This is a genomic window from uncultured Marinobacter sp. (assembly GCF_913055835.1).
Classification (GTDB): Bacteria; Pseudomonadota; Gammaproteobacteria; order Pseudomonadales; family Oleiphilaceae; genus Marinobacter.
This window is the reverse complement of record NZ_CAJXKQ010000010.1, coordinates 18789-32274: the sequence shown is the minus strand read 5'-3', so window position 1 is coordinate 32274 and position 13486 is coordinate 18789. Positions and strand designations below refer to the sequence as shown.

General features: G+C 49.5%; 9 protein-coding genes. 1 reads left to right on the top strand and 8 read right to left on the bottom strand.

The window, feature by feature from the left end; all coding sequences use genetic code 11:
• Nucleotides 1-38 precede the first annotated feature (38 nt).
• From gspM to QZ534_RS07605, 8 genes are all read right to left on the bottom strand, one after another.
• Entirely contained in the window at nt 39-728 is a 690-nt protein-coding gene (gene gspM / locus QZ534_RS07640) for a type II secretion system protein GspM (protein WP_296933333.1), read from the bottom strand.
• On the bottom strand, nt 728-1333 hold the full coding sequence (locus tag QZ534_RS07635) for a PilN domain-containing protein (protein ID WP_296933331.1): 606 nt from the start codon (nt 1331-1333) through the stop codon (nt 728-730). The genes gspM and QZ534_RS07635 overlap by 1 nt, the downstream gene beginning before the upstream one ends.
• Nucleotides 1330-2262 carry a biogenesis protein MshI gene (locus QZ534_RS07630; RefSeq protein ID WP_296933329.1) on the bottom strand — a complete coding sequence of 311 codons (933 nt, stop codon included), beginning with the start codon at nt 2260-2262 and terminating at the stop codon, nt 1330-1332. Before QZ534_RS07630 ends, QZ534_RS07635 begins: the two co-directional genes overlap by 4 nt.
• Before the next feature lie 525 nt (nt 2263-2787).
• The gene (locus QZ534_RS07625; RefSeq protein WP_296933327.1) at nt 2788-5820 is read right to left on the bottom strand and encodes a DEAD/DEAH box helicase family protein; all 3033 of its coding nucleotides are present in this window, start codon (nt 5818-5820) and stop codon (nt 2788-2790) included.
• 11 nt (nt 5821-5831) lie between these two features.
• Nucleotides 5832-7844, bottom strand: a complete 2013-nt coding sequence (locus QZ534_RS07620) for a site-specific DNA-methyltransferase (RefSeq protein WP_296933325.1) — start codon at nt 7842-7844, stop codon at nt 5832-5834.
• A 34-nt stretch (nt 7845-7878) separates the two neighbouring features.
• Nucleotides 7879-8661 carry a DUF4391 domain-containing protein gene (locus tag QZ534_RS07615; protein ID WP_296933323.1) on the bottom strand — a complete coding sequence of 261 codons (783 nt, stop codon included), beginning with the start codon at nt 8659-8661 and terminating at the stop codon, nt 7879-7881.
• 12 nt (nt 8662-8673) lie between these two features.
• The gene (locus QZ534_RS07610) at nt 8674-11889 is read right to left on the bottom strand and encodes a helicase-related protein (protein ID WP_296933321.1); all 3216 of its coding nucleotides are present in this window, start codon (nt 11887-11889) and stop codon (nt 8674-8676) included.
• Between the two features lie 11 nt (nt 11890-11900).
• Entirely contained in the window at nt 11901-12083 is a 183-nt protein-coding gene (locus QZ534_RS07605; RefSeq protein WP_296933319.1) for a helix-turn-helix domain-containing protein, read from the bottom strand.
• A 498-nt stretch (nt 12084-12581) separates the two neighbouring features.
• Here QZ534_RS07605 and QZ534_RS07600 point away from each other — a divergent pair, with 498 nt between their 5' ends.
• A complete protein-coding gene (locus QZ534_RS07600; RefSeq protein ID WP_366935813.1) occupies nt 12582-13430 on the top strand; it encodes a metallophosphatase domain-containing protein in 849 nt (282 codons plus the stop codon).
• Nucleotides 13431-13486: the final 56 nt, after the last annotated feature.

Here is a 13486-nt window from a genome sequence, read left to right as displayed (position 1 = left end):
GCCACCGTATAACCGCTGCACGCAAGCGCCTGCTCATCTCACACCCCCAGCCAGGCCTGATCCAGGCTCAGTGTTTGCACCCTTATGATCGCTTCTCCAGAAGGCCAGTCACCCGCACTGTACTCCAGTTTTATCCACCCGAGCCGCTCATCCATCGCCTCCAGTCGCTGCAGGTAATTCAGCACATCGAGGTAGCTTCCCTTGATCCGGAGCTCGACATCGTGGGCATACAACAGGGGCTCAGCCGCTGCCTGCGGCTCTTGAGAGGACTGCTCGGGTGCGCCCGGCGCGAAAACCGGGGTTGGAGTCTGTAACTCAAGGGACTGCAGCTCGAGCGAGTCCTGGGCTGCCAGAATATTCCTGAGCAATGCCACCATCGCCGTGGGGGCGATCAATTGGCCCGTGGTATCCGCAATCTGCTGATTGAGCTGTTCCAGTCTCTGTTGCCGGGCGTTTAACTGGTTGCGAAGTTCCCGGGAGGGATCGGTCGCGAGCTGTTGATTGAGCGTCTGTTGCTGCGCCAACAGGTCGTCTCGGCTGAGGGAAAGCGTCTGAACTCGATTTTCCAGGCTCTGGTGGCGCTGCTGCAATGGCGTAACCGCAAGCTCCCAGGCCAGAACCAGAACGAGCACCAGCGCCGTCAGCAGGATCAGTGCCCGCTCACGAATCGGGCGCAGGTTATACCACTGCGCCGCCCGTGCAAGGGAGGTGTTGGACGCATCCGCCATCAGCTGCCCTCCCCTTCACGTTTACTGGAAACATGAAAATCGATCCAGCGGCCTTCCTCCGACCGTGACAGCCGGAAAGCACCAAAGGTTTTACCGGTAAAGGCCGCTTCGCCGCCCAGATTTTCCAGGTAAAGGGGCACCAGGGCGCCATCACGGGTACGCCCCTCAATGGTGACTCTGTCCTGGCCCGATTCCAGAATCACGTCGGTCAACCAGACATCTTCCGGGATCTGCCGGGCCAGTGCTGACAATTGCGGCGAGAAATTGCGACCTTCCGAGAGAACCAGGCTCTCTACCCGCTCCAGCAAACGCTGGCGACGAGCCAGGGTCTGGGTGACGCGTTCCACGGCCTCTTCCACTTCGGCATCCGGCTGACGGGCCTGAACCTCCGCCGAAAGCTGCGCCACAACCTGTTCAAGCTGCTGATTCTGCCGATCAAGGCGCGACGCCTTATTGGCCATCACCGAATTCTCATAGGTCAGGAAACCGGCAAAGAACGCAACCAGTACCAGCCCGACGATCAGAACACCAACTGCCGTTCCGGCCTGAAGCCTTTCTTTTCTCGGGCGAAGCTCGTCTGTGTACAGATTTACCTGCTGGATCATGAGCCACCACCCTCCGGCGTTGGCAGGCCCGCGCTCCAGGCTGGCAGGCAACGACTGTCCAGATCGGCCTGTAGGCCCAAGGAGCTCCAGTCGAGGGTTTCTATTCCGGCGGCCACATAGGACGACAGCATGGAAGCAAGTGGCAACACGCTGTCGCGGGCAACAAGACGGATCATCGCAGGCGGCACCTGTCCCAACTGGCTTTCGTAGTAGTCCAGAGAGCGCTGCATTTCCAGGGCCAGGGACTGAACCGCCGATTCCTGCCGGGCCGCATCGCGGAGATCCTCGGAAGTCACATCCAGCCGGCGGGACAGATAAAGGGTATTGTCTTTACAGATCACCATCTGGCCGTAGCTGTCTTTCAAATGGACCAGTGCGGCCCCACGGCCATTTTCATCCAGCCTGCACACCAGATTTCGCAAAGCAAGCTCGGCGATATCAATGCGCTCCAGTTCCAGACCTGCCTCCTGAACCAGCCGAACCAGTTCCGAGACCAGAATTTTTCTGGCGGCGACCACGTTAACCAGCTCACCGCGGCCACGGGAAGCATCCTTAGGAAATGGGAACACATCCGAAACCGCCTCGGATGGGCTGAAATCGAGAAAATCTTTCAGCTTCCACTTGAGGGCATCACCCAGCTCCGATTCCTCGAGGCCTTCCGGACGATCCATCTGGAACACCTGATACTGATCCAGAGGCAGAACCAGCGTGGTCGCGGCACCGGACCAGCCGTGATTCTCGACCAACTCAACAAGTGCCGCTTGACGCCTGGCAGGCAGACAATCAGCAAAGCCCGCACTCCCGACGTCAGGCCCGCCCGATTCCGCCCAGGCAATGCCGTCCGGACGAATCTCAAGGCAAACCCGCAGGCGTGCCCCGGAGCGTCCGAACAGACCGGTCAGTCTTCTGAATATTGGTGTCTTTGTCATGGAGCTCGTTGAACAAGGATCCGAAGGCCGCTCGCCAGCCTGAAATCATTATTATGCTGCCCAAAAAATAGGCGCTTTTTACAATGGATTACATGATAGATGAGAAAGTGAACGTAACTCCACGTTTTTTTGAGTGATTTCACATCGTTTTTGCAAGTCCGTAACAATAAAGCCCCGCAGAAGCGGGGCTTTATAGATCAACCTGATCTGACTTCGTTGCAGATCGCAGATACTCAGATCTAGAATGGTAGTATGGAGTAAGATGCCAAAGAAAAACAAGAGAGACAGTCAAAGCTGCCCACAAATAGGGGCTTTCAAGCACCCCAACCGATAAACCAGAAACCTCTTCGTAACGTTTTCTGTCACATTTTATCGATTTTAGCCGGAATTTCACGTTAAAACGTTACAAAACACTTCCTCGGTGAAAAGCGGGTTGCACTCTAACCATTGAACACTGCGGCGACAAGTCGCCGCCCCTACGGTTAAGGTCCCACACACCCTTCTCCCGTGCAACGCGCCACCTGGTCAGGATACGTGCCCCATCATTCCGTCGACATCAGTAGCCTTTATATATCTCGCCGGCTGATCGACGCCTGAAGCAATTTCCTCGAAGTGCTTTTCGCCGCACTTGATCTTTGCACCTTCTGCGTGGCGCAAATCTCCCCACCAAGTACTACCTTTGGTTTCCACTACAAAGTACAACTTCTCATCGCCTTCATCATCGACCACAACTGCCCAGTCTGGATTGTAGGTTCCAAGCGGGGTTGGCACCTTGAACCAAGACGGCAGCTTGGCGTAGACCTTTACCCTCTCATTCTTTTCCAGGTCCTCGGCGAAGACTCTCTCCACACCTGCTGAATCATATACAACATGAGTATAGACAGACTTCTGAGTTTCTAGCGTGTTCTTGAGATAGCCTTTCAGCTCCTCCTGCTCGAACAATTCCTGAGCATAGAAGTGCTCATCACCGACCTTACGATACTTAATGCCTTCAACCAGGGCCAGGCGCTTGGTTCGATTGATGGCTTCCGAACAATAGTCGATGAACTGTTGAGGATTCCGTTTGAAGTCTTCCAGCCGCATTGAATCGCGAAGAATTTGAACAATGCTCTTGCGAGTGAGCTGAGTCTTGTCCTGCAAATCAGTAATGATGTCTGGCAGCTCGATATCGTCCTCATGGACAGTTGTATAGCCAGAGGTGGATGTCTCGCCTGCTGTGACGCCGCCCTTCCCTATTGCGATATCCGCCTTCCGGAACTGCGCTCGCGTTTTCGTTATAGGAGGGCAGTCACGAATGGCCTCCGCGCAATCGGCAATGAGCTTGTTGTTATCGAAGTCGACTCGATAGGTTGTCTTATACTTGATTCGCCCCCAGAGTGCCTTGAATTCCTCACTCTGAAGGACAGCTTCCCGAGTCCGGATAACACGCCGATCATCGGCATTTTTGATATCCAGTTTACCCGCGAGTTTACGAAGCACAGCTTGCACATCTACAGCAATAGCCTCAGCTTGTTCATCACCGTGCTGATCGGCCAGCTCATGCTTGATTTCCTCCGGCAGCGCGAAAGTTTTGTCTTTAATGGCTGCCCGTAAGCTGTCTTGGACCTTGCCCTTGGCATCGACAAAACCTTCTTCTTTCAGGAATTTCCATATCTTCTCGGATTGCTCTACGCCGAGATTGCCGACCTGGCCGTTATCATCTACCGTCTGGATCGTGGCAAATTGGTGTTGCTCGACAATACCAAAACGAATGCCAGTATCCTCCTCAATCTCCTTTTGGAGGTTTTCGGCATACTGTTCGTAGTTTTCGGTCGCGATGACCGTCAGTGTATTGATATCGTTCCCGCGAAGTCGCTGGCCCTTCTGGTTGACACAAAGTCGCAAGCCGCGTCCCAAAGTCTGCCTTCTTTCCCGCTCACTACCCATCTCACGAAGAGAGCATATTTGGAAGACATTGGGGTTATCCCACCCTTCCTTCAGCGCTGAGTGCGAGAAGATGAACTTCAACTTGGTGTCGAAGGAAAGGAGCTTTTCCTTATCCTTCATAATCAGGTTATAGGCACGCTCGGCGTTGTCTCTGTTAGCCTGATTGTTTTCCGCCGTATCGACAGACTTTCCTTTCTTATCGATCGAAAAGTAGCCTTCGTGAACTTCTTCCGCATCCGTATCGAGGTCGATTTCGCCGAAGAGGCTTTGGTAGTCAGCTGACTTTGCCAGTTTCCGATATTCTTCTTCGAACATCTTGGCGTATTTTGCCTTCACAGGCCTACCATCCTCATCGTATTGCCTGTAATGCTCAACGCTATCAATGAAGAAAAGGCTGAGAACCTTGATGGGCTGATTATTGGCCGCGAAGGTCAACTCTTTGTCCAAATGCTCCTTGATTGTCCGGCGGATCATCATGCGCTTCACTGCATCCGGATCAACGCCACCAATCGCCTCTCCAGGCTTCAGGACCGCATCAAAGCCATTACCCTTAACCTCGATGGATTCATTGTCTTTGCCACAAGTAATCGTTCCTATCTGAATATCTTCATAGATAGCCCGATTAGCGATCTGCTCCAGGTCGTCACCGTCCTCCACCGTCAGGATTTCACGGCGGATATTCTTACCACGCTGAACATCAATCTCGATCTTGGCCGTTATCGATCCTTTCCGGTTGTGGGTGGAGACAAGCCGAACATAGGCTTTGTTATGCCCGCCGTCGATTTCGAGCGAGGCGACTTCGATCTGTTTCACCAAACCGCGCTCATAAGCATCCACCGCATCAAGGCGATACGTCATGTGGTGCTTATCAATATGAGTAGCCGAATAGCGCAGCGTACAGAGCGGGTTCATAGCGGAAAGAGCTTCTTTCCCCTTCCCGGTCAAGCCTCCATCAACACTTTGGGGCTCGTCCACAATAATGATGGGGTTCGTTGCACGAACCAGATCAATTGGCTTCTCGCCACCTGTGTTCTCATTCTCTTTGTAGAGGTTGTTGACGTCTTTCTTGTTAATGGCCCCGACGGTAGTGATCATGATCTGGATATTCGAGCTGGTCGCAAAGTTGCGCACCTGCCCCAGTTTCGATGAGTTGTACTGGAAGTACTCGTAACCCTTTGCTTTTGGGTAGAGGCCTTCAAAATGATCTTGAGTAATTTGCAGGGTCTTATAAACGCCCTCCTTGATCGCAACCGAGGGCACGACAATTACAAATTTGGTAAAGCCATAATTCTTGTTGAGTTCAAAAATTGTACGGAGATAGACGTAGGTCTTACCGGTCCCCGTTTCCATCTCGACCGTAAAGTCGCCACTTGTCAGGCTTTCCGACGGGCGAAGCCCATTTGCAAGCTGGATTCCCTTGAGGTTCTCCAGGATTTCGTCATCAATCAGCTTTAAGCGATTGCCGATACCAAGGGAATTTTCGTCGAAAGCCAATGTTGTTTGCGGCCCCGATTCAGGCTGATACGTCACCGTAAACTCGGAGCGTGAAATTTCCTGCCCCTTAAACAGGCCCACTACCGATTCGATAGCAGATTTCTGGTAATCTAAATCGTCTTCAAAGTGCAGCTTCATATACTAACCCCTCACAAGCTGCGCACATGGCTGATGCCATTCTGCTCAAGAATCGCTGCCATGTTGGTTTTGGAAACGTCATCTTCAAAAGCGCTGTCTCGGAAAAACACGTGAGTCTCGGAGCTCGGAGAGAGTTCAGCCTGCCAACCTAAAATTTCCTGCGCTATATCTTCTACTTGATCACGATTTATAGACTCGTCAAGACAAGCGAATAGAACACCAAAGCCGACGGAGTAGATGTTCTTTCCTCCTACCTCGCGACTCTCAATGGGAACTGCCAAGTCTACGCCGCGCTTCAGGAGTAACTCGTACAGAATATCCTGTTCGGTTCGACCCTTAACCAGATGCTCCTCATAAGAAAGTAGGCTGCTTTCAAGGTCCGCAAGATCAGGACTCCACGCCTGAACATTTGAACTTGAAAGCTTGAAGACTTTAAATCCAGAATCCAATTGAGTACTTGGATTTCTCTCTCTTATCTCCTCTCCTGCTTTCTTAATTCTTGCTTTACTCACTTCAGCAATATTCACTGGCACGCCACTATCGACACAGTACTGATAGGCCGCTTTCTGCTCCTTTTTGCTGCCATCTAAAGGCTCCGGCAGCTGTACCAGAATGAATCTCCGTGAAGATTCCTCTTCATGGTTCAGCTCAAGGCAAGCATGGGCGGTAGATCCTGAACCTGCAAAAAAATCCAGAATTACATCGTCATCTTTAGTTACCAGATTAATAAGTTTCGCTAAGACAGACGTATTTTTTGGAAATTGAAAAACTCCTTCCCCAAGAAGCCTTTCAACTTGCAGGGTCGCCGTTCTGCCATCTTGGTAAAAGTTTGAACTAAACGGCTCCAACGCTGTTTCTTTTAAATAACTTTTCCTATTTGGAATAGTTTTTTCATCTTCACCAAAATGGATTCTTGGCGGTTCCTGAGATAAGGCCCACTCAGTCTTTGTCTCATCCCATCGCCAGCCCGTTGAAGGTTTTTTGCAAGGCTTACCTGTTATTGGATGAATAATATTATGTCTTGGCCTGCTTTCTCGACCATCATCTGGCCCCGCAAAGTTGTCGGGAAAATATAATCCTCTATCATCGGACCAGTTGTAGTGTTTATGGTTTTTTCTAGGATCGGAATCCTTTAGACTCCGATACCAAGTCATCATTTCTCCTCGAATTTTGAGGTGGTCGTCTTTATATTTTTCACGGAGCGACTGATATTTTTCTAGGACCTCATCAACACCATCTTTTCGAGTTCTCCAAACACCTGACTCTATCGCCTGTGACTTATCCTTTGCATAACAAAGAATGTACTCATGTACGATAGCAACCAGCTTTGAGTCTCCTTTTTTCGACTTCTGCCAAACAATTTGGGCAACAAAATTTTCCTCACCAAATATTTCGTCACAAATAGCCCGAAGACCTACTACTTCATTGTCATCAATGGAAACAAAAATCGCGCCATCTTTTTTCAATAAAGATTTAGCTAACTTGAGGCGCGGATACATCATATTAAGCCATTGAGTATGCTTTCTTCCGGAAACCTCAGTATTTGACGAAACCTTTAGACCTTCGTCATCCACCTGCCCCGTATATCTAAGGTAAGTGGTCAAATCATCCTGAAACCTATCCGGATATATGAAGTCTTTTTCCTTATTGTAGGGTGGATCTATATAGATCATCTTTATCTTGTTTGCATAGCCTTTCTGGATAAGCTTAAGCACTTCAAGATTATCACCCTCTATAAACAAATTTTTTGTTTCATCCCACTCCACGCTTTCTTCCGGACATGGCAATAATGTACCGGCTGACGGTGTTAATGCGATTTGCCGAGCTTTCTTCTTTCCGTGCCAATTAAGACCATATTTCTCTTCGCCTTCATCCAGGACCGTGTAGTCACCAAGTAACTGGCGCAAGGTCTCGAAATTCACTCTACCTTCAGAGAATGCCTCAGGAAAAAGCTCCTTTAGCTTTTCAATGTTCTCTGAAACCAAATCCAGACTTTGTCCATCCTCAAGTTTCACTTGGTCCATACAACTACCTTCTATGCGCGGAAATTCGATTGAATCAAAGGCGGCCCTTGATGGCCGATATTTGGTCTTTAATCAGTTTAATTTTTGTGTTGAGGTCAATCTGACGCCTCATCTGCTTTTCTTTCTTCAGCTTATTCGCGAGCTCTGCTTTGCTAGCCTCTAACCGTTCTAGTTCTTTAAGCTGTACGAGTCGATCAACCTGATCCGCCTTCTCAGCACGATCTAAGCCGAACGAGCCAGTATGTTCTGCGCAGTTTACGGCTATAACGCGCTCGGTGAACGACCTGTAGAAATCCCAAAAATTTTTATAGGAAAGGTTATTGATAGCCAGACTGCGCAGAAAGGCAGCCTCCTCCTTTGACTGTGCCTGGAGATCTATCCAGTCCGTGAAGACGGAATCCTCAACCACCCACTTCTCTTTGTCAGCTTGATTGATTCGCTTATCAGAAACAGCAACAGCAATGCTGTCTTGGCCCGCCATGGCGTAAGAGAAGATCACCACTACTGGATACGGGATCGAGCGCTGTATGAAGCTCGAAACGCGCTTCATCCGTTTTGGGCTGTTGAGATCAACCAACAGGACGGCGACCTCATCATATTCTCGTTCTGCGTCCTTATACGCCGGAATATTGATCGTCGCCGGCTTGAAGGTGTAGAGCCAACGAATTTTGCTCACGTCATTCTTGAGGCAGGCTTTATCCGTGGCATCCAATGCTCCCATATCAAGGAACATTTTCTTGTAGACCGGCTTGTTGAGTTGACAGGACTCAGGAACACGTAAGCTATCAAGAAAGTCTTCGAGGCTGCGAATATCCATTTCTTACCCTAACTAATCGAGAAGAACGAGATAAGAAACGACTGAGAAGTCTTCTATTCCCTGGCTACTGGTTGCTGTCAGCACAGTTCCACCTCTGGCAAACAAGCTTTGCACTCCTTTTTCTTCACTCTTCCCGGCAATGCTATCCACGGCTACAGCCAGCAAATGCTGGTAGTGCTCCATGTTCGCTCCATTTTTCGTGACCGAGCTGAACTCCTTGGCCGCAGTATCGTCTATACCTTCGGCCAAGAACGCCTGACGTTTCATCAAGTCAAGAACTTTCTTACTCTGGGTAAAGTTAAGTCGAATCTCTGCGTCATCCGAGACATAAACCAGAAAGTATGGTGCCAAGGGATAGTTATCATCAACCTGAACGGCATCGCGACCTGCCCCAATGTTCTTCAGACAGAAGATCACGCCGGGCTCAAAACCGTCCGCTTTTAACTCTGGATCCAGCTTAATTGCAGCGAAAAGCCCGAGCGGCGATCTCTGGATACTCGTCTTGTTACTTTTGAGGTACTCCGACAAGTCCATTCGGAAATCGTTAAGTGTTAAATCCGTAATAGAGACGCCGCCGGTCATGTCTTCCAGATCAACAACCGTATCCTGTAGCTGCTGCAACTGGTTGCGCCGGTATTCGAGGTCGTTCATCTCTTGGGCGTTTTCGTCAATGACATTCTCTTCGCCGGTCGCAGAAATATCGAGCAGAACCATCCTCCCAGAAACCCGGGCCTCTAGGTTGATGTACTCATCGAGCTCCATGTTCGGCCAGAAATTGATTAGCTGGATCTGGGCATTTTTTGATCCGAGCCTGTCGATGCGCCCAAACCGCTGAATAATGCGCACGGGATTCCAATGGATGTCATAGTTGATGAGAGTATCGCAATCCTGAAGATTCTGCCCTTCACTGATACAGTCCGTCGCGATGAGAAGATCGATTTCGTGCGTTGCATCGGGGTCGATCTTGGCACGCTCTTTTGATACCGGTGAGAAAGCCGCCAGAAGGTTGTTTAAGTCCGACCCAAGCCCTGTAATTGTTGACTTGTTAGTTCCCGTTCCAGTTATCAAGGCGCTATGCATGCCCAGTTCTCTCGACGCCCAACCAGATAAATGGGCGTACAGATACTGAGCGGTATCCGCAAAGGCTGTAAAGATAATGATTTTTTTGTTGCCTGGATTTATAGAATTCTTCGCTTTGCTTGCAATCGTCGTCTCAAGCTGAGAAAGCTTGGCATCTCTTTCGACTGAGACTTTTTGGGCGTCCCCAAGAATACTTTCCAGCAATATCCGATCCGCTTCCAGCTCCTGCCTAAAGCGGATCAGGTCCATATCCTGTAGAAGGATTTTCGTCTTATTCCCGATCAGGAAAGGTTCGAACTCCGGCGCGTCCATCTCAATGTCCTGAATATCTTCGATATTCAGAGCGTCGACGTCACTTTGCTCGTGTTCTTCAATTTTGTTGAGTAGCGCATCAACCTGAGCAAACAGCTTTTCTACTGTCAGCGAGAATGACTGGATGGAGCTTTCCATACGTTTCAGCAAGTTTACCCGCATCAAGTGGATCAAACTTTCTTCACGGTCAATCTGCTTGAAGACTCCCTTACCCCCACCGACGGCCTTGTCGTACCGGCGCGCATACTCTTCCTTCTTGTCGTTTCGAACAAATTTCAGCGGCGAATAACCGGCCAGTGATAAGCGGCGGATGGTCTTGTTAACCTCTTTCAGAGGCGGGAACTCGTTGGAAAGATCAATATCCGCGTAAATATTGACCGGTTTCAACCTTATCGGGAATTTTCCGATGTCAGATGTACCGTAGTATTTCTCGATATGCTTACGCGAACGTGCAATCGTCACCACATCTAGCAGTTTGAAGTAATCAAAGCTCATGCTGTCCAGTAACGTTGCTGTTGTGCGGTTTTCAGCTGGCTCATTAAGCCACGCGTTAAACTGGCGCTGAGCAAGACGCAGCGTGCTTTCAATATTCTTGATACCGACATCCTGAAAGGCATCGTCCTGACCTTCCGTAATGAAAGCAATTTGATTTTTGAGATCATTCATCCGGTTATTCACCGGGGTTGCTGACAGCATCAGAACTTTGGTTTTCACGCCGGATCGGATGATGTCATCGAGCAGGCGCTCATAACGGGTTTTACCATCTGACTTGTTCGGGTTGTTCCTGAAATTATGCGACTCGTCGATAACGATTAGGTCGTAATTTCCCCAATTTAGGGTTTCAAGATTAATTTCGCCCGAATATCCTTTCACACGACTCAGATCAGTATGATTCAGTACATCGTAGTTAAACCGGTCGCCAGCGAGCAGGTTCCGCTTGTCATTGATTGTGTACATTGTCCAGTTGTCGCGCAGTTTCTTCGGACAAAGCACTAAGACGCGGTCGTTGCGAAGCTCGTAGTACTTGATAACGGCGAGGGCTTCGAACGTCTTACCGAGACCAACACTATCAGCGATGATGCAGCCGTTATGCTTTTCTAGCTTGTCGATAGCGCCCAGAACGCCGTCTTTCTGAAACTTGTAAAGCTTGTTCCAGACAGCTGTATCCTTAAACCCGGTTTTGCTCTTGATGATGTTTTCTTCATCAATCTCTTCGAGGAAGTCTTTGAAGATGTTGTAGAGCGTCAGGAAGTATATGAAGTTTGCAGGTTGATCAGCTGCGATGAAATCCAGTTGCTGGATCAAATCGGCCTTAATGTCCTTTACCGCTGATTCATCCGCCCAGATCGCGTCAAACCAGTCGAGTAGCTGCCTGCTTGTTTCCGGTTCACTGATGCCGGTGTTCATCTGAAAGCGGTCAGACTGCAATTCGCCTAACCCTACCGGGCTAAATGTAGCACTGCCATGAACTGCGAAATCCGCTCTCTCCGGGTTGTGGAGATGAAACAGGTTTTGATTACTCTGGTTAAGGCCTTCAGAAGCCCTGACCTCGACACCGCCAGAAAGCCATTTCACGCATTCCTGTGCAATTCGTTTCTGGTCGAGCTTGTTAATCAGCCGTAGCTCGTTGTTAGAGCCAATAAGAGATTGCAGACTCGAATGCGGCCACCCAGTGAGCAACAAACGAACGCCTGACAGTTTCGAGAGTTCTGTCTTGAAGGAGGAAAAGCCATAAAGCGTGAACAGCGCAGACAGAATAGATAGTTTCGAGCCTTCAAATGAATGAGCCTTAAGTTCCGCGCCCACATAGCCGCTATTTTTGTTATCTAACAGCATCGTCTGCGTTCCTATTTCTTTTGTTCGGTTTTGCTTTCCTCAATCCAGGCGTCAAGATCAGATTGCTTAAAACGCCAGCTCCCTCCGACTTTGAAGCCTGGCAACTTGCCCTCTGCCGCTAGGCGATAAGCCGTTTTCTCCGTCAGCTTAAGGAAGTCAGCAACCTCCTTGATGGTTAATATTTGCTCAGCCATTGCTTTCCCCACCCTAGAGAATTGAGAGAATATGGGAAAATTGCGGAATGCACAAACTGAGGGCAGTTCGGGCTTCGATCATTTAGGTCTAGCCGAGCCTTAAAGGGCCTGATTCGCGGAAGCACTCAACCCCAGCCATGATTGCGATCGATTGTGACGCTTAGACTTTGACCTCGCACCGATCGATCGCAGAATCCGGGACAGCCATCGATAGAGCGGTCAAAAGTACTAAGGTGCCTTACGGGGTGGCGGCGTTGCCTCACTGCCAATTCAAAAGGGGGGCGTTGGGTAAAGAAACCTAGCCCCCTCACCACCAAAGCTTCCCAAAATTCCGACCAAGTAATTAATAAAAAATCAAAATTCAAACAAAAGCGTTTTAAAACAAAACGTTACAACGATAAAAGCGGGAAATTTCACCCGGAAATTTCAGGCTAGACTGTAGATCACAACAACGAAGATCCGACACTCTTAACAATCAGGGCGAACTGGCTACCATCCATGAACCCTAATAGGGTAAAAAACAACTTTTATCATTTAAACGTACGGTGCTTTAGAGAAGCTAAACCGAGGGGAATTAATGGGTTAGCGATGTCATCCATTGCAGGCGCAGATCTAATTACAGAAGCTAAAGATCATGCTTGGACTGACGAGGGGGCTGGGCATAATATAAGGGCTCTAAAGCGTTCCCCAGGACTACATATGCAAATCGTTTGCATTTCCGACACGCACAGCCGACATAATGAAATGCCTCCTGTCCCCGACGGAGATGTGGTTGTCCACGCTGGAGATTGCACCAGTGACGGATCCCTGGCCGCTCTCAGTGATTTCGCTCACTGGTTTGGCTTGCTCCCCCACAGACACAAAGTACTGATTGCCGGGAATCATGACTCCAGTTTCGAAAAGGATCCCACCACATCTCGCGAAATATGCGAAACGAACGGAGTTGTTTATCTTCAAGATGAGACATGGACTATCGATGGGCTGGAATTTTTTGGGTCACCATGGACTCCAGCGTACAGGCAAATGGCGTTTAATGCTGACGAAACAGAGATGTTCATGCGACGATCCCGGATCCCAGATTCAACGAGCATTTTGATAACTCACGGGCCGGCGTGGCGTGTTCTCGATTACGTACCTCGAGATGCAGAGCATGTAGGCTGCTTTCCGTTAGCCAGAAGAATAGAGCAGCTCAGCAAGCTCAAAGCTCATATCTGCGGGCACATTCATGAATCGTACGGATCGGGAGTTCGAGAACACGATGGAGTAATTTTTGTAAATGCGAGCACCTGTGACCGCTTCTATCGACCGATAAATCCACCAATCACAATCGACATCTGCGCTACATAGCCATCTGTCCGGGCGAAAACATTCCAAGCCACCGATTGCCTTAAGCGCTCAGTCGG